Below are 20355 nucleotides of genomic sequence, written 5' to 3' on the forward strand. Positions count from 1 at the left end.
TATGGTACGACAACTGTTAGTTCGTCAAACCTTACCCGGCTTGAGGTGAATTCGGATCAGTTTGCGTGGCCAAACCGGACGCGATCCGCACCGCATCGAGCCGCGACAACTTCCCTACACGATTTTGTGGAAGGTCATCGACGGAGAAGAGGTACTCAGGCCACTTGAACTTCGGGAAGCCTTTTTCTCCAAGTTGAGTAGTCGCCTCCGCCAGCGTCAGCGGCGCACCACCCGTGACGACGAGGGCCGCCGCCCGTTCGCCCAGAAGGTCGTCCGGCACCGGCACCACGCAAACCTGAACCACTGCGGGCAACGACGCGATCGCCGATTCCATTTCGTTGATGTCGATATTGCGGCCGCCGCGGATGATGATTTGCTTCTGGCGTCCCATGACGCAGATCGATCCGTCTTCACCGACTTCGACCAGATCGCCCGTCGGCAGGAAGCCGTCCGCGGTGAGCTCGGCCAGTACCGGAGCACCGCCGCGCGCATAACCGACGAACAGCGACGGTCCCTTCACCTGGGCGTCACCGATCTCGCCTGCGGTGAGCGGCGCCCCGGCGGTGTCGACCGCTCGAACGACGGTGCCGGGGAACGGACGTCCGTCCCGCCCCAGTCGGACTGCCGGCGGATCGTCCAGACGTGGGGTCGTGTGGCCCAGGCATTCGGACATGCCGAATACTCGAAGAAAGGTGGTACCCAGGACGGTTTCGGCGTTCCCGAGTGTGCGCTCGTTCATCGGACCGCCACCAACCGTCAGGGCGCGCATCGCCGAGAGCTTACCGTCAGCCCTTTCGGTAACCGAGAGCTGCAGGGCCATGGTCGGTACCAACATCGTCCAGGCGACCCGGTGCTTCGCCATCGCCTCCAGTGCTACCGCAGGCGACCACTTGGCGATCGAAACCATCTGTCCGCCAAGGTAAGCAGGCAGATACATCCCGAAACAGAAAGCTGCGACGGACGACAGCGGCACAAAAGCGCCGACCGCCTCACCCTGTTGCAATCCGACAGTATCGATGGTGCTCCGGCACGCGTAGCGGATTGCCTCCTCGGACTGGACGACACACTTCGGGCGACCGGTCGAACCGGAAGTCATCGCGATCGCGGTGCCGCCGCGCCAGCGCTCGACCGAGGCGAAATCCCCCTGCCGAGACCGGAGCACTCGGGTTCCGAAAGCGGCTACCGAACCGGCAAACTGGTCGTCCTTGATCCCCCAGCGGGTCAGTGCGTCGGCATCGGCCACCACGAGATCCGGGTCGATGTCGTCGATCGCCATCTCGAACTCGGATTCGGTGGCGTGTGGACTGAAGACCGCCACTACGCCGCCGCGAAGTCCGATCGCGAGGGCGGTAGCCACCGTCTGCCACGTATTGTCGGCCTGAATGAGCGCAGTCGGCGCCCCGCCGTCGAGCGAAGCGATGGTATCGGCCAGCGAGCGAGCCGCCTCGACGATCGAACCGATTGTGTGAGAACCTAACTCGTCGATCACCGCAATCTCGGCCGGATTGCCTTCCGCCCGGACGAGCATCTCCTGTGCCAGCAACTTCACTGCGGCGTCCCTCTTCCGTCTTCGAGTTCGATTGTTTGTTGGATGTTTACAGCGATGAAGGGGCTGTGGGAACCAGTACGGCGCGGCCGGACAGATCGCCTGAACGCAGGCGATCGTATGCCTTCAGTGCGCTGTCGAACGGGAACGCGGTCACCTCGGCATGCAGCTTTCCTGCACCGGCGAGCGCGACAACCTGACGCAGGTCCTCGATCGTGCCCCAGAACGGCGCCCGAACCTGCCAGCCGTTGACCAAACCAAGGCTTTTGCCGACGGTCAGTTGCCCGCCCGCACTTCCCACGACGACAACTCGGCCGCCGGGAGCGAGAAGCGCCGGAGCGGGTTCGACCGTTGCCTGAGCCCCGACAAAGTCGAAGACCACGTCGGCACCGCCGAGGCTCGCCACAGCCTCTGCCGCTTCTGCGAGCGTCGCAAAACACGCGAGTGCTCCCGATTCGAGCGCGAGAGCGTGTGTCTGGGTTCTTGTCTCGACGGCGATGATGTCTGTGACGCCGAAAGAGCGCAGGATCTGCACCGCCAGATGGCCGAGACCGCCGATTCCTATCACCAAAGCCACAGTGTCCGAGTCGATGAGGTCGCTGTTGGTCCGGATCGCATGATATGCGGTCAGGCCGGCGTCGGCGAGCGGAGCGGCCTGTTCGGGGCTCAGTGAACCGACGCGAACGAGAACCGCTTCCGAGGGCACCAGCAGGTATTCGGCCAGCCCGCCCGGATGGCCCAACCCGTTTCCGATCGGACTGAGTCGGCCGTCCCCGCGCGGGACCTTCTCCAAGCAGTAGTTCTCGCGCTCGCGCCGGCAGTTACGGCACCGGCCACATGGCCAAACACCATGAATGACAACATTTTCACCGATCCACGCGTGATCGGCCAGCGGTCCCGCACCGACGACGGTACCGGCAACCTCATGGCCGAGTGTGAGCGGCAACGGGTAATCGAAACGTCCGGCGGGCGAATCCATGACGTGCAGATCCGAGCGGCACAGACCAGCGGCGCCGACTTTGATCAACAGTTGCCCCTCAGCGGGCTCGGGTACGGGGATCTCACGCACCTGCGGAGGCTGACCCCACGCCGTCAGCTGGACTGCCAACATCAGCGCGCCGTCCAACCGCCGTCGACAACCAGCGCCTGGCCGGTCATGTACGAGGAGGCATCCGAGGCCAGGAACAGCACTGCGCCGTTTATCTCACCTTCGACGCCGCCGCGGCCGAGCATGGTGTTCTTACGCACCCACCCCGCCGATTTGTCATTGCTGAACAGTCCGTCGGTCATCTCCGTATCGAACCACCCAGGCACGACGGAGTTCACGCGGATCCCCCTGCGTCCCCACTGACCGGCCAATTCCCGGGTCAAGCCGAGTGCTCCGGCCTTGGAGGCCGCATAGCTCGCGCCACCGATCGGGGCCGTGGACACCAGCCCGATCACCGAGGAGATGTTGATGTACGACGCGCGTTCGTTCTCCGGAAGTCGGGTCGAGGCGTAGGTCGCCAGGTGAAATCCGGATACCAGATTGAGCTCGAGTACCGAATTGAATCCCGCGATGGTTTCGTCCTCGGCGTTCGGCGGTCCGGGCATGCCGGCATTGTTGACGAGTACGTCCAGCCGTCCGGACTGTTCGTAACACCCGTCGATCAGGGCGCGCCGATCAGCGTCGTCAGTGATGTCGCAACGTACCGGAACAATTCCCGGTACCTCGGCTGCCAAGTCCTGCAGGCGGTCGAGCCGGCGGGCCGCGGCGTACACCGTGGCCCCGGCGCTGGCCAGTGTGCGCGCAAATCCCATTCCGAGACCAGACGACGCGCCCGTCACGATCGCGACCCGTCCGGCCAGTCCGAACATCTCGGTCAGCATCTGTCCACCTTCGAATCCGTTGTCTGTCATAGCTTTACTGCGATATCAGGACATCGCAGCGTCAGTACACGGCGGTTCGGCCGCCGTCGACCGGGATGAGCGCGCCGGTCGTGTAGCCGGCCGCATCCGAGGCCAGGTGCGTCACCAGACCGGCGATCTCCTCAGGCCGGCCCAGTCGCCCGGCAGGCAGACGGTCCACGATCTTTCCGATGAACTCGTCGTCCCAGTTCTCGGCCATGTCGGTAGCGAAACCGCCTGGCATCACACAGTTCACCCGCACCGTCGGTGCATACTCCTGAGCAAACGCCCGGGTGAGCGCATTGAGGCCGTTCTTGGCCGCGGCGTACATCGCTTCCGGCGGGCTCGGGCGCTCCGCACCGATACTGGAGATGTTGATGATTGAGCCGCCGCCGGCCGCCCGCATCCGGTCTCCCGCGACGGCCATCAGCCGGAAAGGTCCCTTGACGTTGACCTCGATAGTCTTGTCCCAGAGTCCTTCCGAGACGGAGAGTAAGTTGTCGGCCAGCGGTGCGATGCCGGCATTGTTGACAACGATGTCGAGGCTGCCGAATTCGGCAATGATCTTCTCGACCGCGGGCTCGATACTGTCCCAGTGCCCGACGTGCAGGGCGAACGGGTGAGCGGTTCCCGGACCGGTGTCACCGAGCGACGCCACCGCTTCGCGGCAGGACTCGAGCTTTCGGCTGGACACGATCACGGTCGCGCCCGCGTCCCGGAGTCCGCGCGCGATGGCCAGTCCCAAACCGCGGCTCGCGCCGGTCACGAGCGCGACCTTACCGGTCAATTCTGGTGTACTCATTTGTGCTTCTTCACCTCGAGGCGGGCAATGGTGCGCAGATGAACCTCGCTGGGTCCGTCTGCAATCTGCAGGGCGCGGGTAATCGCATACAGCCGAGCCAGGATCGTGTCGTTGCTGACTCCGGCGGCGCCGTAGGTCTGCACCGCGCGGTCGACAACCTTGTGCGCAACTTCCATTGCTGCCACCTTTATGGCGGCCACTTCCGAGCGCGCAGACGCGTTGCCCTGGGTATCCATCAACCAAGCCGACTTGAGTACGAGCAACCTGATTTGGTCGATCTCGATGCGGCTGCGGGCAATCCATTCACGCACTACGCCGCGGTCGGCAAGGGGGCCACCGAACGCTTCCCTTTCGAGCGCGCGCTTACACATCATGTCCAGTGCCCGTTCTGCCATCCCGACTGCGCGCATCGCGTAGTGCATCCGGCCGGGGCCCAGACGTCCCTGTGCGATGGCGAATCCGTCGCCCTCGGCGCCGAGCATGTTTGCAGCCGGTACCCGAACATCGGTGAATTGAACTTCGCCGTGGCCGAGTCGGTCTTGGAAGCCGAACATCGGCAGATCTCGAATGACCTCTACGCCGGGCGCGTCGGCCGGTACCAGGATCATGCTCTGCTGTCGGTAGGTCGGGCCTTCGGGATCCGACTTGCCCATGAAGATCATGAGCTTGCAGTCAGGATCGAGGATGCCGGAGGTGTACCACTTACGGCCGTTGAGCACGTATTCGTCACCGTCACGTTGGATAGTCGATCGAATGTTTGTCGCATCCGAACTTGCCACGGCCGGTTCGGTCATCGCAAAAGCCGAACGAATACTGCAGTCCAGCAACGGCTTCAACCACTGCGCCTTCTGTTCGTCGGTGCCGAACATGGCGAGGATCTCCATGTTTCCGGTATCGGGAGCCGAGCAGTTGATCGTCTCGTTACCGATGATGGAGCGGCCGACGATCTCAGCCAGCGGAGCGTATTCGAGATTGGTGAGTCCGGCACCGAGTCCGTCGTGCGTCATGAACAGATTCCACAGACCCAATTCGCGTGCCTTCGCCTGCAGATCGCGCATGATCTGGGGCTGTTCGTGCGGGTTGTCGTTGGCAGCGACCTGGGCGTCGTACACCGATTCCGCCGGATAGACGTAATCGGCCATGAAAGATTCGAGCTTGCCGAGCAGTTCCTCGGTCCGCGGGGAATAGGCGAAATCCACGGTAGGTCTCCTTAGGTGATTATCAGCGACGCAAAAGACCAGCGGCCTGGAAGATCTAGGGACGCAGGAGAGCGGTACCGGTCTCGATCAACCGGTTGATGGTGTCGGGCAGCTTCTCCTGGTCCGGATCATGATGGCGACCCTCGCGGTGCCGACGCAGGTTGTGGCCCATGATCGCCGCCATCTTCAACCGGCCGAGTGCGTCGAACCAGTTGAGTTCGGGGAGTGCGGGACCCGCTCCGGTGTACAGCGCGACCAACTCTTCGGCGCTCGGCAGTCCGGTGACTTCCCGACCGACACCGGGGAAGTTCGAACCGTCGGCGAATACCAGAAACCAGCCCAATTCGACTCGTGGATCTCCGGCAGACCAGATTTCCCAGTCGATGAGTGCAACTGGCTCCAGTCCGTCGGAGATGATGTTGCCGAGACGGTAATCACCGTGCACCAGTGTGGGTTCGATAGGTTCGGGAATGTCGGAGCGCAACAGTTCCAACAGACGATCGGCGCCGACAACCAATTCCGGTGGCACTGCGCCCAGCGTCTTGGCCCAGCGCTCGAGCTCGTCTGCCGGTGCCAGGGGATCTGCGAGCCCTGCAATGGTGGCCAGGTCCACCTCATGCAGTCGCGGTAGGACTGCAGCGGCACGACGCATTCGATTGGCAGCGAGCACCGGATCGACGGCCGGGTCGTCGAGCACGGGCTCGAGTGACTCGCCTGCAACAAATTCCATGGCAAACCACGCGGGCTCGATCTCGTCGACGACAACTACGCGCGGCACCGGAACTTCGGTGCCGGCCAGCGCCTGCAGAATATGCGCCTGTCGCAGCATGTCGTGCCTGCCGATGGATCGCTGGCCTTCCGGCACCGCCTTGATCACCACGTCACCGGTCGAGGTGGTGGCGCGGTACGTCAGTCCGGAGTGTCCACCGAGTAGCGGCTGGAAGTCGGTTAACGTCGCGCCGCAGTCCGCCAGTAGTTTGGCGGCGACCCGTTCTTGCAGAGACGAACTGGTCACGGTCGCGGCTCCCTTGGTAGACCGAGCACGCGCTCGGAGATGATGTTGTGCTGAATCTCGTCGGTGCCGCCCGCAATTCGGTATCCGGGGGCGCCGAGTGCGTGTTCGGACCACGCGAACGTTCCCCATCGACCGGAATCGGCGGTAAGTTCACGGCCGAGCAGCAAACGGGCAACTTCAGACGTTCTGGCCATGGTGTCGGTAGCCAACAACTTTCCGAGTGAGGCTTCAGGACCCGGCTCGTTGCCGGCAAGCATGGCCCCGGCCACCCGCATATTGCTCACGCGCTGTAGATAGCTCCTGGCGACCAGGTCGGCCACCTTGTCCTTCTCGATCTCGGTCAGCTCGCGTTCGAGGTTCTGTGCGAGTGCAATTGCCTGATCTGCGTTGGCCAGACCGAGATTTCCGCCGTCCAGACGTTCGGCCGCCAGCACGGTAAGAGCAACCTGCCAACCCTTGCCGACCGGACCGAGTCGATACGTGTCTTCGAGTTCGACGCCGTCGAGGTACACCTCGTTGAACGAGCTGCCGCCGGTCATCTGCCGGATCGGGCGTATGGTCACGCCAGGTGCGTTCATCGGGACCAGGAACATGGTGAGCCCGGCATGTTTCGCGACGGTGGCGTCGGTACGGCACACCGCAACTCCGTAGTCCGCCACCAGCGCGCCGGAGGTCCATACCTTGTGCCCGTCGAGAGTCCACGTGCCGGCTTTGCTGCGCACCGCCTTGGTGCGGACGGCAGCCAGGTCCGATCCGGCCTCGGTCTCGGAGAACAGTTGGCAGGCAATGATGTCCGTGCGAAGCATCGCGCGCACGTAGCGTTCCTTCTGCTCGTCGGTGCCCCACTGCTCTATGGTCGGCGCGATCAATTGCTGTGTAACCGAGAACATCTCGGTCCGCCGCGGCACGTCGAACGATTCCTCAGCCCGGCGGAAAGCCAGCACGTATGACAGCGGCAGGCTGCGACCGCCGCGTTCGGGCGGCCAGCTCAGTGCTCCCCAGCCGGCATCGAACTTCGCCTGTTCGTAGCGCGAGATTTCGTCGGTGTGCTCGCGCTCTTGCTCGGCGGTCCAATTCTCGAATACCGCCACCGAATCCGAACCAACGCCCCACACCGATTCGGTGCGAGGTGCGGCGACGCCACGCAACCAGGCGATGGCTTCCTCGGTGAACGCGTCGAGACCTGGAATCGTTTGTGGTGTCACTGATCTGCCCTCAGTCGTCTTCGCAAACTCATACGGACAATACGGTGCAGGCACTGATGCCCGGTGCGCCGTATACGTGGGTGAACCCGATCCGGGGAGTACCGGGAACCTGACGGGCACCCGCCTCACCACGAAGTTGGGTGACTATCTCGTGCACCTGCCGCAGGCCCGACGCACCGATCGGCTCACCGTTGGCGATGCATCCACCGTCGGTGTTGATCGGAATGCGGCCGCCAATCTCTGTCTCGCCGGCCGCAATCATCGATTCCTGTTCGCCGGGTTCACAGAAGCCGCACTCGGCCATGTGCATAATTTCGGCACCGCTCTCGGTGTCCTGCAGCTGAGCCACGTCGACTTGGCCGGGGGAGATGCCTGCCTGCTCGAAGGCTGCCCGCGCGGCGTCCGCACTGACACTGGTCGGTTCACCGTTACCTTGCACGGCCGGGCTGAAAACCTCGAAGGAGCCGAACCTTCGGGTGCGATGGGTGATTGCCCGAAGTGTGACCGCTCGCGCGGCGAGCGCTTTGGTTGCGCTCTCGCTGGCGACCACGATCGCGGCGGCGCCTTCTCCGGGTGAGCAGAACATGTAACGGGTGAGCGGGTCGTTGACCATGTCGGCTGTCGCGATGGTCTCGGCGGACATCGCCTCCCGGCGCCAGGCGTTCGGATTGAGAACGCCGTTTCGATAAGCCTTCTCGGCCACGCGGGCCAGGGTGTCGGCCGAGATGTTGTGCTGGCGCATATAGCGCGAGATCTTGGCTCCGAAGAATTGTGTGGTGACCATCAGACCGGCCTCGCCGTATCCGTCCGGCAGGCCCCACTCTTCCGGTCGGGGATCGAATGCCCCGCGTGGGTGCTTGTCGAAGCCGACCGCCAGTGCGATCTCGGCTGCACCCGAGCGAACTGCATTGACCGCCGAGAAGAGTGCGCTACCGCCGGTTGCGCAACCGTTCTTGACGTTGGTGAAAGGTATTCCGGTGAAACCGAGTTCGGCCACCAAGGTGTCGGCCAGCCCGGATCCGTCACTGCCGCCGAAGGCGACCTGGACGTCGGGCCATGAAAGTCCGGCATCATCGAGCGCAGCGCCGATCGCGGTGACGGCCATGGCACGCCCACTCACTCCCGGTTGCCGGCCGAACTTCGAGAGCCCGGCTCCGACGATCGAAATAGGCTGCGTCACTTGGTTTCTCCTTGCTTCGCGTCACGATCGACGGCGAACCGGGGCACCGGTGAGGTGGCGACCAACGTCACCGGTGCCTGATCCAGTCCGTCGAAGTCTTCACAGTCGATGATTGCCTCGACCTTGATTCCTTCAGGGAGTTCGATGTAACCGACCGCGAACGGAGTGAACCCTCCGGCGGGCGGTACATATGGCGGCGATTTCGGAGGAAAACGTTGAATCGTATACGCCCACAGCACACCTCGGGTACTCAAATCGAGAGGTGCTGCCGTTGGCGTTGCGCACTTGCTGCACATGACGGCGGCCGGAAAGGCCACCGTGGCGCACACCGTGCACCGGCTGCCTTCGAGCACGATTGCTGTCTTCTCTGCCATGCCTATCCCTTCAGGTCTCGGGGTGAATCAGATCAGCGGCCGACCCACACCGGATTACGCTTCTCGAGGAATGCGGTGACGCCTTCCTTGCCGTCTTCCGACTGCAGTGCGTTGCCGACGGCCAAGTGCTCCATGACCATGAGCGACTGGATGTCGGCGTCGAGGCCCTTGTCGATGCACATCTTGGTGAGCTTCATCATGAACGGGCTCTTGTCGGTCAGAGTCGCGGCGAAGTCTGCCACGGTCTGATCGAGCTGATCGGCCGGTGCCGAAGCATTGATCAGGTCGAATGCAGCGGCCTCGGTGCCCGAGAGCAGCTTGCCGGTGAGCATGAGCTCCTTGGTCTTGCGAACCCCGATCATGCGGGGAAGGCGGTAGATCGGGCCGGCGCCACCGAAGAGTGCGCGACGGATGTGGAAGTCGCCGATCTTGGCGTCATCCGATGCGATCGCGAAGTCGCACGAGATCATCAGTTCGAAACCACCTGCGGTGACGTAGCCTTCGAGGACTGCGATCGAGGGTGTGTTCATCGAGTAGAGACGGTCGCAGACCTTGGCCGAAAGCACGGCGACGTCCATCGCTGTGGTGCTGCCGATGAAGTCGGAGAGCAGCTCGTCCAGGTCGAAACCTGAGCAGAACGTGTTGTTGACGCCACGTAGCACCAGAACCTTGAGGTTCGGATCGTTGTCGACCTCGACAATGATCTCGTCGAGGCGGTGCAGCAGTTCAACGGTGACCGCGTTCTTCTTGTGCGGGCGGTTGAGCCAAACCCGTGCGATGTCTCCGTCTTTCTCCAACAGGATGTGGTCGGTCTCGATCATCATGAGCCTTTCGTGTGGATGTAAATTGAACTGGATTCACTTCAGTATGCAGATCGGGTGACGTTGCGTCAATACCAGGCGTCGGTGGCATTTTCCGAACAGTCAAATACCGATCAGTTCTGCGATGCGTGCGCGATGAGTGCGCGAATCGCCCTGTACTGCTTCGTTTCCCAATGCGCGGCGGAAATAGGAGTGTGCCGGGTGTTCCCACGTGAAGCCGACGCCGCCATGCAATTGCACGGCCTCGGCCGCGGCGTCGATGGCCGCGTCGGTGCAGACGGCGCCGGCCACCGCGATCGCCAATCGGGCAGTGTCCGGGGCCTCGTCGTATACGGCTGCGGCATATTTGCTTGCCGATCGAGCGCGCTCGAGCAGCACGAGTACGTCGGCCAGTCGGTGCTTGACGGCTTGAAACGAGCCGATCGGGCGCCCGAATTGATGTCGGGTTTTCACGTATTCGACGGTCATCTCGAGCAGGGCGTCGACGATTCCGGTGTTCTCGAAAGCGATTGCGAGCGTCCGTAAATCATGAACCCGAGTACAGACCCGGGCATAATCGTCGGCACCGACCACGGGAACTGCCGGCACTTCCGCTACGGTCAGGTCGGCCTGTCTGCGGGTGGGGTCGACGACTTCGCGCTCGCGCCAGTGCACCTGACCGGCTGTCTTAATTGCGAATATCTGCCGTCCGGCGGCGGTGTCGGCGGAGACGATGATGATGTCGGCAGCAGCACCACCTACGACGGCCGAGACCTCACCGCTGAGCAGCCAGGAGGATTCACTTTCGACACCGCTGAGTCGATCGGTCGCGGCAGTCAGTGGACTGACGCTTGCCACCGAGGATCCCTCGAGGACGTTGACCAGTAGTTCGTCGACGGGATACGTGGCCGCCAATAGTGCCTGGGCGCCCAGGACCGCCGAGGAAAACACGGGCTCACAGGCCAGACTCCGACCGCACTCTTCGAGAATGATGCCGAGTTCGACCATGCCGTAACCCAGCCCGCCGCGATCTTCTGGCGCAGCGAGCGAAGTGACCGACATATTCTCGATCAATTGCTGCCAGAGGTCCGGCGAGTATCCCTCGGCCGTGTGCGAAGCCGACCGAGCCTGCTCTACGCCGCCGTGTTTCCCGAGCAGCGCTCGAATCGCATCACGAAGCTCCAACTGTTCGGGGCCAGGATTGAGAGCAGCGGGCTCGGAGAGTGGCCAGGGGGGCTCTACCTGGGAAGTAGACGATTTCATATCACTCCACTTGACTTGAGTTCAGTTTGGTTATGGATCGAGACTAGCGCGTCAAGGCCTCGACAAGAAGGGGTGAACCGAACTAAGTTCATCTCATGAGCTCAGTGATCGAAACTTATTACGCGACCGTGGACAGCGGTCGACTCGAAGATGCTGTGGCCTTGTTGGCCGAGAACGTGGAGTTCGCCATGGTCTTGCCCACCGGGGCTAACTACGGGAGTGGTCGTGCGTCAATGCTCGACTACCTGTCGGGTCGCCCTCCGGTGGATCGCAAACACAAGGTCCTGCGCGTTGCAGCCGAAGGAGATCTGCATTTCCTGCATGGGTCGGTGACTGAAAACGGGACCAAGACCACGGGCTATTTCGTCGGTGTCATGCACGTCGATTCCGCCGGTCTCGTCGATCGCTATCAGGTGACCTTCGACGCTGAGTTCAGTTTGATTCCCCCCGATTCGTCCGCCGAAGGAGTTCGCTGATGAGCGAGACCAACCAGACGCCAGTGCTCATCCAGTGGTTCGAGTACATGGATTCCGACGATCCGGACCGCGTGCTGACGATGATCAGCAAAGACTTCGTGATGTCCGTTCAGTTCTCGAAGGGTGATGGTCAGTCTGCCGAGTTCGTCGGCGATCGCGACGGTCTCGTCGCCTACCTGGCGCAACGCGAGAAGAGTGTTCTGATCCACCACATCGACGCCGGGGCATTCGTCGACGGTGTCGAGTTGTCACTCGGGCGCACCACTCGAGGCGGCGATTTCGAGGCTTCGTTCAACGCCACTGCGCAGCTCGACAGCGAGGGCAAGGTGCGGCGCCTACTGATCGCCCGCACCCCCGAACTGTCCTTCTCCTGATTCCAGCTCCATCCAGGCCGACCTCGGGTACAACGCAGCCTTGCCGCGCTACCCGGGGACGCCGTAATTCTCCCGCGCTCTCGCACTCCTCCGCGATCTCTATCGCAGGCGCGCGCCGCCAATGCGGCCGGCGACCCTCACTCTTGTCCGGCCGAAACAACTGAGCCGTCATGACCAAAAGGAATCCCTGTGAGTGAACAAGCATTTATCTACGAGGCCATTCGCACGCCGAGAGGCAAGCTGCGAAAAGGCTCATTGAACAGTGTCAAGCCCGTCGACCTTGTAGTCGGGCTGATCCAGGAACTCGGAACCCGTTTTACCGCAATGGATCCTGCAGAAATCGACGACGTAGTACTGGGCGTCGTCTCCCCGGTGGGCGAGCAGGGTGCAGTCATCGCGCGCACCGCGGCACTGCTCGCGGGATTGCCGGATTCGGTGCCAGGCACGCAGGTCAATCGCTTCTGTGCGTCAGGTCTCGAGGCCACAAACCTGGCGGCGCAGAAAGTTGCATCCGGCTGGGACGACCTGGTGATCGCCGGCGGCGTCGAGTCGATGTCGCGTGTCCCGATGGGTAGCGACGGCGGCGCCATCTTCACCGACCCGTCGACCGCATACGACCTGTACATCGCCCCGCAGGGAATCGGCGCCGACCTCATCGCCACGGTCGAAGGATTCACCCGCGAGGACATCGACGGTTACGCCGCACAGTCACAGGGGCGCGCGGAAAATGCTTGGAATGCAGGCTATTTCTCCAAATCCGTGGTTCCGGTGCGGGACTTCAACGGGGTCGTCCTGCTCGATCACGACGAGCATCGCCGTCCGGGAAGCACCGTCGAGAGTCTGGGCAAGCTCACACCGGCGTTCGAAAAACTCGCGGCTACAACCGGTTTCGACGAGGTTGCGCTGCAGAAGTACGTCAACATAGAAAAGATCAACCACATCCACACCGGCGGTAACTCTTCGGGCATCGTCGACGGTGCCGCACTGGTACTCGTCGGCAGCGAAGCCGCGGGTAAGCGCGGCGGCCTGACGCCGCGCGGCCGCGTCGTGGCCACCGCCCAAACCGGTAGTGAACCGACGATCATGCTGACCGGACCTACTTCCGCCACCGAACTCGCTCTGAAGCGGGCCGGACTGACCGTGGACGATATCGACGTCTTCGAACTCAACGAGGCCTTTGCCTCCGTGGTCATGAAGTGGATGAAGGATCTGAAGATCCCGCACGAGAAGACCAACGTCAACGGCGGGGCCATCGCGATGGGCCACCCACTCGGCGCTACCGGAGCCATGCTGGTCGGCACCGTGCTCGACGAACTCGAACGTACCGGCGGACGCTACGGCCTGATCACGCTGTGCATCGGCGGCGGCATGGGTATAGCCACCGTCATCGAACGCGTCTGAGTTTGCACCCCGGTCCGCTCCTCCCTCTGTTGAAGAGAAAGAACATACAGAATCAATGACTGACAACATGATCGGCTGGGCGCTCGATACCGATGGCGTCCTCGTGCTCACGATGGACGACCCGAATCAGGGCGCCAACACGATGAACGCCCTGTACACGTCGTCAATGGCCGCGACAGTCGACCGACTCGAAGCCGAGAAGGACAGTTTCGTCGGCGTTGTGCTCACCTCGGCAAAGCGAACATTCTTTGCCGGTGGTGACCTCAGGGACATGCAGGCTTGGGGACCGCAGGCGAAGAACCCGGTTTCTGCCACCGAGGTCACCACCCACCTCGACGAACTCAAGAAGGTGCTGCGGCGACTCGAGGTGCTGGGCAAGCCCGTAGTGTCCGCCATCAACGGCGTCGCGCTCGGTGGCGGGATGGAAATCGTGCTGCACACCCACCACCGCATCGCGGCCGACGTCAAGGGCAACCAACTCGGCTTACCCGAGGTCACCCTGGGTCTGTTGCCCGGCGGCGGCGGAATCTCCCGTGTCGTACGGCTGCTCGGCATCCAGGGGGCGCTGGCAAACGTGCTGCTGCAGGGCCCGCGTTTGAGCCCGACACGCGCGCTGGAGTTGGGCCTGATCGACCAGGTCGTTGGTTCGGTGGCGGAATTGCTACCGGCGGCCAAGGCTTGGATTCACGACCACGCCGATGCCATACAGCCTTGGGACACCAAGGGATTCAAGATTCCCGGCGGCGGGCCGGCTGACGTGAAGATGGCCCAGGTCCTGCCGGTTATCCCGAGTCTCCTGCGTAAGCAACTTAAGGGTGCACCGATACCGGCACCACGCGCGATCATGGCTGCCGCGATCGAAGGCGCGTACGTCGACATCGACACTGCCGACGAGATCGAGACCCGCTACTTCGTCTCGCTCGTGACCGGCCAAGTGGCCCAGAACATGATCAACGCCTTCTTCTTCGACCTGCAGGCGATCAACGGTGGAGCGTCAAGGCCAGACGGCTACGACAAGTTCACCGCTAAGAAGGTGGGTGTCATCGGAGCCGGAATGATGGGTGCCGCAATCGCATACGTCTCCGCCCAGGCCGGAATCGACGTGGTGCTCAAGGACGTTTCGCTCGACGCAGCGGCGAAAGGCAAGCAGTACGCGGTAGCGCTGGAGGCCAAAGCGCTCGCCCGTGGTAAGACCACGGCGGAGAAGTCCGAACAACTCCTCGCCCGAATCACACCGACCACCTACGCCGCCGATTTCGCGGGCGTCGACCTGGTAATCGAAGCCGCATTCGAATCGGTCGAAGTCAAACACCAGGTGTTCCAGGAGATCGAGAACATCGTCGAACCCGACGCGGTGCTCGGCTCCAACACCTCCACCCTGCCGATCACCATCCTGGCCGAAGGTGTCGCGCGCTCGGAAGACTTCATCGGAATCCACTTTTTCTCCCCGGTGGACAAGATGCCCCTGGTCGAGATCATCAAAGGCGCCAAGACGTCGGATGCTGTGTTGGCCAAGGTCATCGACTACACCCAGCAGATCCGTAAGACCCCCATCGTGGTCAATGACAGTCGTGGCTTCTTCACCTCGCGCGTCATCGGCAAGTTCCTCGACGAGGCGATGGCCGCCGTCGGCGAGGGCGTAAACCCCACGTTCATCGAGCAAGCAGGCGCACAGGCCGGATACCCGGCACCGCCACTGCAGCTCATGGACGAACTGACACTCACACTGCCGCAGAAGATCCGCAAGGAAACCGAGCGGGCACTGCTCGCCGCAGGCGAGACCGTTCCATTCCACGGTTCCAACGCCGTCATGGATCGGATGGTCGGTGAACTCGAGCGCACCGGACGATCCGGCGGCGGCGGTTTCTACTCGTACGACGAGAGCGGCAAGCGCGTCGGCATCTGGCCAGGTCTGCGTGAAGCGTTCAAGTCCGGGTCCACGGAAATTCCGTTCGAGGACATGAAGGAACGAATGCTGTTCGCTGAAGCGCTCGAGACCGTGCGCTGCTTCGACGAGGGCGTGCTGGAATCGGTCGCGGACGCTAACATCGGCTCGATCTACGGTATCGGCTTTCCAGCCTGGACCGGCGGCGTGATCCAGTACATCAACCAGTACGACGGCGGGCTGCCAGGTTTCGTCGACCGCGCCCGAGATCTGGCGTCGAAGTACGGCAGTCATTTCGAACCACCGCAGTCGTTGGTCGAGAAGGCCGAGGTGGGTGAAAAGTACTGAAGTAGTAAAGCACTGAGGTGGCCCGCCTCGATCCGAGGCGGGCCAGATCGCACCACTAACGTTGAAAGCTCCGCTCCCATTTTTCTTGGAACTTGCCGGTCAGCTCGGGAGTGAGCGCAGCGGTGTCCGGTAGAGGGATATCCTGCGCATGTCCGACCGAACCCGAGATGTCCGGCAGAGCACTACCGTATCCGTACGAGAGTGCCTTCTGCCCTGCTTCTGTGACCATGAAGTTGGCCAGTACCTGCGCGGCATTCGGATGCGGCGCGGACGCAAGTACCAAGGAATACCACGGCGTTCCCCAAGCCGGCTCCGGCAGTACCCAGTCCACCGGGGCACCTGTCGCCATCTCCCTCACCAGCGGTTGCACCATCGGGGTTGCGGCAATCTCACCCGAGCTCAATGCTTGGGCGATACCCAGCGAACTCGGGTAGATCCGAGGATTCAGGGCCGCCAGCTGTTCGTTGAAATCGCCGTTGCCCCAATTTTTTTCGAAGAACTGGTACTCGTCGACCACGGCCGCGAATCCGCCGGGGTTCACAACCCCGATCTTCCCCTTCAGTGCGGGATCAAGCAGGTCGTCCGGTGATCGAAGCCCTTGGGGCAGAGCGTCGGTGTTCCAGCCGAGCGCGAATATCGCCGCGCTGGTCAGAAAGAACCGGTCGTCGATCACACTTCGGTCGCGCTCGTACGCCGGATCGTCGAAGGCTGGACCCACAATCGGGGTGGAGAAGGCGCCGGAGGCGGCAGCATTTTTGATCCAGGACGGATCCGACGACATGTGAACGTCGCCTACGCCCTTGCCTGTTCGATTCTCCGTCTCGATCCGAGGGTTCATCTCGACATCCGTCCCTCGGGTGACTTCCAGGGTGATCTGCGGGTACTGCGCCGTGAACGCAATTCGCAGTGCCTCCAGATTCGCGGGATGTTGGGTCGAGTAAAGGCGTACGGAACCTTCGGCATTGGCTGCAGCGACAATGTCGTCCCAGTTGCCGGAAACCGTGCTTGTCGGAGTCTCGTTGCTGCCACACGCTGCAGCCATCATCAGCGTGGCGACCGCAGTCACCGCTATGGCCGACCGAGAGAGAATCTTCATGGACATGCCCTTCTGGCGCGCGTTTGTCGCCCGTGATCCTCATCGAGCTTCAGGGTGAATCTCGAAAAATGTTAGAGAGTAAGCGAATTCAGATTCCGGTGATAAATAACCTGAATTCGGTTTAGCTTGCGACGGCAGCATATAGTCATGTGGCTCGGGTCACAACAGGGATGATCGCAGGGCTGTTCCGCGCCGGTTCGATCAGCTAAACTGAATTCAATACAGGAAGGCTTGGACTGCCATGTCAGTAGGCGCGAGCAAGGAAAGAGAGCGTTGATGGGTAACGATTTTCCCCACCTATTTTCACCGTTCACGCTCGGCGGGATGACCCTGAAGAATCGATTGGTGGCATTGCCTGCCGGTACGAGTATGGCCGCAAACGGTGTGCCGACACACGGGGACACCGAGCATTTCGAGCGGCTCGCGGCCGGTGGAGTGGGCCTGATCATCGGTGGCGCAACCGTGGTACACCCGACCACGACGCTGCGCTCACGAAAGCTCGTCGAGGCGTACATCGACGAATTCGTTCCCGCCACAGTCGCGAAAGTCGAAGTGATACACCGTCACGGCGCGAAGTTCATCGGCCAGTTGTGCCACCTCGGTCGCGAGTTCATCGGCGGCGAATCGGATGCGCCGCCGTCCGCCCCGTCCCCGATCAAGACAGCGCGCGATGCGTACCCGCCTCACGAACTCACGATTGCCGAGATCGAGGACATCGTCGAAGGCTGGCGGATCTCGACCGCGAATTTGGTCAAGGCAGGCGTAGACGGCGCGGAAATCCATGCCGCGCACGGTTATCTGCCTGCTCAATTCATGTCCCCGTTGACCAACCAGCGAACCGACAGCTTCGGTGGATCGTTCGAGAACCGAATGCGGTTTCCTCGCTTGGTGATCGAGGCAATGCGCTCCGTCATGCCGGCCGGATTCGTTCTCGGCGTGCGATTGAGCGGTGAAGAGGAAATCCCCGGCGGTATGCAGATCGACGACTGCGTGCGCATCGCGGAAAACATGTCCGAACTCGGGGTCGATTACTTCTCCATCACACACGGCACCCGCGGGAAATATGTCAAGGACTCCACCAACGAGGACGCTGTCGCAATTCCGTCCGCGTCAAAGGTGCGAGCTGCCACCGGAATTCCCACTCTCGTTGGCCAGCGTATTCGCGATGCCGCCACCGCCGATCACGCGATCAAGTCCGGTCACGTCGACATTGTGGGGATGGCTCGGGCGCTGATCGCCGATCCCGACCTGCCGATCAAGTCGCAGACCGGCCGCCTGGGTGAGATCCGTGGCTGTCTCGGCATCAATCAGGATTGCCGCGCCTTCGACCCGCATCTGCACTGCGCGGTCAATGCCGAAGTCGGGCGGGGCCGGCATCCGGGTATCGGTGCCGTCTCCCCGCGCATCAAGGAAGTTTTTGTCATCGGCGGCGGGCCGGCCGGACTCGAGGCCGCACGCGTCGCCGCCGGCCGTGGGCACCGTGTCACATTGTTCGAGCAGGACACCGTTCTCGGTGGCGCCGTCCGCGTGGCCGCGGCTGCGCCGCATCGTGCCACCTTGATCGATATCATCGATTACCTTGGGAGAGAACTCAAACGGCTCAAGGTCGACGTTAACCTCGCTGCCGGAATTGCCGTCGACGATCTCGTAGACATTCACGCATCGGCCGACCACGTCATCGTAGCCACCGGATCAAGGCCGGCAGCATTGCCGATCGGGTTGTCCAGTCGCGCCGCAGCGACGGTGGAAGATGTACTACTCGGGCGGGTGCCGGACGTCGGCAGTCGTCGCGCTGTAATCTTCGACGAGGCGGACGGATTCTGGCCGGCATATAGCGCGGCTGAGGCGCTCGTCTTACAGGGCTGGCACGTCACCTTTGTCACTGCTCTGCCTGCGCTGGTCTCGAGAATTCCCGCCGAAAGTGCGAGCCCGCTTCTCGGTAGACTCGGTGACGCCGGAGTGGAGTTCAAGGTGAATCATGCTTTGGTGATCCCTGACGATTCCTCGTCGCCGATGATCCTGCGCCCCGTCTTCGGGCGAGGGGAAGCCACATTTGACGATGCGCTGATCGTCTGGCATCAGCCGCGTCTGCCTGTGTCAGCCTTGGGCTTGGAACCCGGCGGGAAGGTCAGCATCATCGGTGACTGCGTAGCTCCGCGACGATTGAGTCATGCTATTTCGGAGGGATACCGTACGGGTGCCGAATTGTGAGGGCAATTCCTCGGTGTCTCCGACATCATGGTTTTTTCGAGGTAAGCGTGATCGCGCAGCCGGCAATGGCATATTCGGGCGTGGTTCCACAGCCCGAATCGGTGTTTCGGTCTGGCGACGCCTGTGCCATCCGATCGAGCCTGATTATCCTCGGCGCGAAATTTTTTCATCTCGCGACAGCAGAATTCGCGATGACTGCGGTCAGGTTCTGGTCGCTCCTAGACCCCGCCACTGCTGTGACAAGCTCGGCCGCAACACCATCACGCCTGGCGCATAATGGAACTCTGGTCGAAGCCGACGGAATCGTGCAGTCGGCACCGGCACCGCGGTTTTCCCGGACAGTAACGACTCAGCCCGCGGGCGCACCCAAACCCGGTGCGGACACAGCTGCTGTGATGCGGGACTGGCTGGAGTCCTGAAGTCGGATACTCCAGATCGTCAGCGCCGCCGGTAGGTCGGAGTCCGCTTCTCGAGAAATGCCGCGGTTGCCTCTGCAGCATCCTCGGTGAGGGCGGTAATGACCTGCTGGCGGTTCTCGAACTCGACTGTCGCGTGCAGGGTCGGGGTTTCCAGTGCCAGCCACATGCCCTTCTTTGTCATCTCGACCGAGATCGGTGGATTATTCAGGATCTCGCCGGCGATCCGAAGTGACTCGGCCAGAAGGTTTTCAGAGTCCACGACTTGGGAGATCAGCCCGATGGATCGTGCATGTGAGGCGTCGAATCGACGACCGGTCAACATCAATTCGTGTGCATTTCCGGCGCCGACAATGCGTGGCAGCAGCCAGGAGACTCCGATGTCGCACGCCGAGTACCCGGCGGTGATGAACGAGACGGCAAACACGGCCTCGGGCGCGGCAATTCGGATGTCACTGGCACAGACGAGTGCAAGTCCGCCGCCTGCGGCGGGCCCGTTCACCGCGGCGATTACGGGTTGGGGGAGGGAGTTGATTCGTTCGGTCAGGTGAGCGATGTCCTGTTGTCTTCCGAAGGTTGCGAGGGGGCGGCCCTCTTCTGCCTCGCGTTCGGGGTCTCCGTACCCGTTGAGATCCAGCCCGGCACAGAACGCTCGCCCGGCGCCGGTGATGATGACGACGCGGCACGATTTGTCCGCCGCGATGTCATCCAGTGCTGCGGTCAAAGCGGCGACAAGGCGGACGTTGAGCGTGTTGAGACGATCGGGCCGAGTGAGCGTGAGTACGACCACGCCCGGTGCCGGGGTGCTGATGTCGAGTAGGTCGGACATGGTCCACTTCTCCTTGTTACTTATCGTTCGCTAAGATATGAATATCAG

18 protein-coding genes are annotated in these 20355 nt (G+C 62.3%); 5 read left to right on the forward strand and 13 right to left on the reverse strand.

Going from position 1 to position 20355, the window contains the following annotated elements; genetic code table 11:
- Window positions 1-31: 31 nt before the first annotated feature.
- The 11 genes from ACFRFQ_RS10700 to ACFRFQ_RS10750 all read right to left on the reverse strand — a co-directional run bounded on the left by ACFRFQ_RS10700 (window position 32) and on the right by ACFRFQ_RS10750 (window position 11271).
- Window positions 32-1528, reverse strand: coding sequence for a class I adenylate-forming enzyme family protein (locus tag ACFRFQ_RS10700; protein WP_378657405.1), 1497 nt, complete (start codon window positions 1526-1528; stop codon window positions 32-34).
- A gap of 67 nt (window positions 1529-1595) precedes the next feature.
- The gene (locus tag ACFRFQ_RS10705; RefSeq protein WP_378656665.1) at window positions 1596-2657 is read right to left on the reverse strand and encodes an NAD(P)-dependent alcohol dehydrogenase; all 1062 of its coding nucleotides are present in this window, start codon (window positions 2655-2657) and stop codon (window positions 1596-1598) included.
- A complete protein-coding gene (locus ACFRFQ_RS10710; protein WP_021333770.1) occupies window positions 2657-3445 on the reverse strand; it encodes an SDR family NAD(P)-dependent oxidoreductase in 789 nt (262 codons plus the stop codon). The genes ACFRFQ_RS10705 and ACFRFQ_RS10710 overlap by 1 nt, the downstream gene beginning before the upstream one ends.
- Window positions 3446-3476: 31 nt before the next feature.
- Window positions 3477-4235, reverse strand: a complete 759-nt coding sequence (locus tag ACFRFQ_RS10715; RefSeq protein WP_378656668.1) for an SDR family NAD(P)-dependent oxidoreductase — start codon at window positions 4233-4235, stop codon at window positions 3477-3479.
- Window positions 4232-5434 (reverse strand): acyl-CoA dehydrogenase family protein, encoded by a 1203-nt coding sequence (locus ACFRFQ_RS10720; protein ID WP_021333772.1) that lies wholly within the window; start codon window positions 5432-5434, stop codon window positions 4232-4234. Before ACFRFQ_RS10720 ends, ACFRFQ_RS10715 begins: the two co-directional genes overlap by 4 nt.
- Before the next feature lie 55 nt (window positions 5435-5489).
- The gene (locus ACFRFQ_RS10725) at window positions 5490-6449 is read right to left on the reverse strand and encodes a phosphotransferase family protein (protein WP_378656671.1); all 960 of its coding nucleotides are present in this window, start codon (window positions 6447-6449) and stop codon (window positions 5490-5492) included.
- The gene (locus tag ACFRFQ_RS10730) at window positions 6446-7639 is read right to left on the reverse strand and encodes an acyl-CoA dehydrogenase family protein (protein WP_378657408.1); all 1194 of its coding nucleotides are present in this window, start codon (window positions 7637-7639) and stop codon (window positions 6446-6448) included. Before ACFRFQ_RS10730 ends, ACFRFQ_RS10725 begins: the two co-directional genes overlap by 4 nt.
- Window positions 7640-7682: 43 nt before the next feature.
- Window positions 7683-8834 carry a thiolase family protein gene (locus tag ACFRFQ_RS10735; protein ID WP_021333775.1) on the reverse strand — a complete coding sequence of 384 codons (1152 nt, stop codon included), beginning with the start codon at window positions 8832-8834 and terminating at the stop codon, window positions 7683-7685.
- Window positions 8831-9208 (reverse strand): Zn-ribbon domain-containing OB-fold protein, encoded by a 378-nt coding sequence (locus ACFRFQ_RS10740; protein ID WP_378656674.1) that lies wholly within the window; start codon window positions 9206-9208, stop codon window positions 8831-8833. The genes ACFRFQ_RS10735 and ACFRFQ_RS10740 overlap by 4 nt, the downstream gene beginning before the upstream one ends.
- 32 nt (window positions 9209-9240) lie before the next feature.
- Complete coding sequence (locus ACFRFQ_RS10745) at window positions 9241-10029, reverse strand: enoyl-CoA hydratase/isomerase family protein (protein WP_212633806.1); 789 nt, start codon at window positions 10027-10029, stop codon at window positions 9241-9243.
- Between the two features lie 102 nt (window positions 10030-10131).
- Window positions 10132-11271 (reverse strand): acyl-CoA dehydrogenase family protein, encoded by a 1140-nt coding sequence (locus tag ACFRFQ_RS10750; RefSeq protein ID WP_378656676.1) that lies wholly within the window; start codon window positions 11269-11271, stop codon window positions 10132-10134.
- Between the two features lie 95 nt (window positions 11272-11366).
- On the opposite strand from ACFRFQ_RS10750, the gene ACFRFQ_RS10755 reads away from it, so the two are divergent.
- From ACFRFQ_RS10755 to ACFRFQ_RS10770, 4 genes are all read left to right on the forward strand, one after another.
- Window positions 11367-11747, forward strand: coding sequence for a nuclear transport factor 2 family protein (locus tag ACFRFQ_RS10755; protein ID WP_045064290.1), 381 nt, complete (start codon window positions 11367-11369; stop codon window positions 11745-11747).
- Complete coding sequence (locus ACFRFQ_RS10760) at window positions 11747-12121, forward strand: hypothetical protein (protein ID WP_021333780.1); 375 nt, start codon at window positions 11747-11749, stop codon at window positions 12119-12121. Before ACFRFQ_RS10755 ends, ACFRFQ_RS10760 begins: the two co-directional genes overlap by 1 nt.
- A 189-nt stretch (window positions 12122-12310) precedes the next feature.
- Window positions 12311-13522 carry an acetyl-CoA C-acetyltransferase gene (locus ACFRFQ_RS10765; RefSeq protein WP_378656680.1) on the forward strand — a complete coding sequence of 404 codons (1212 nt, stop codon included), beginning with the start codon at window positions 12311-12313 and terminating at the stop codon, window positions 13520-13522.
- Between the two features lie 55 nt (window positions 13523-13577).
- Window positions 13578-15755, forward strand: a complete 2178-nt coding sequence (locus tag ACFRFQ_RS10770; RefSeq protein ID WP_378656683.1) for a 3-hydroxyacyl-CoA dehydrogenase NAD-binding domain-containing protein — start codon at window positions 13578-13580, stop codon at window positions 15753-15755.
- A gap of 55 nt (window positions 15756-15810) precedes the next feature.
- Here the strand turns inward: ACFRFQ_RS10770 and ACFRFQ_RS10775 are convergent, their stop codons facing one another.
- The gene (locus tag ACFRFQ_RS10775; protein WP_378656686.1) at window positions 15811-16851 is read right to left on the reverse strand and encodes an ABC transporter substrate-binding protein; all 1041 of its coding nucleotides are present in this window, start codon (window positions 16849-16851) and stop codon (window positions 15811-15813) included.
- Between the two features lie 276 nt (window positions 16852-17127).
- On the opposite strand from ACFRFQ_RS10775, the gene ACFRFQ_RS10780 reads away from it, so the two are divergent.
- Entirely contained in the window at window positions 17128-19062 is a 1935-nt protein-coding gene (locus ACFRFQ_RS10780) for an FAD-dependent oxidoreductase (RefSeq protein WP_378656689.1), read from the forward strand.
- 438 nt (window positions 19063-19500) lie between these two features.
- Here ACFRFQ_RS10780 and ACFRFQ_RS10785 read toward each other — a convergent pair whose 3' ends face one another.
- Window positions 19501-20307: an enoyl-CoA hydratase/isomerase family protein gene (locus ACFRFQ_RS10785; protein WP_378656692.1), complete on the reverse strand. Its 807-nt coding sequence runs from the start codon at window positions 20305-20307 to the stop codon at window positions 19501-19503.
- Window positions 20308-20355 lie beyond the last annotated feature (48 nt).

This window comes from Rhodococcus sp. NPDC056743 (assembly GCF_042790355.1).
Lineage (GTDB): Bacteria > Actinomycetota > Actinomycetes > Mycobacteriales > Mycobacteriaceae > Rhodococcus_F.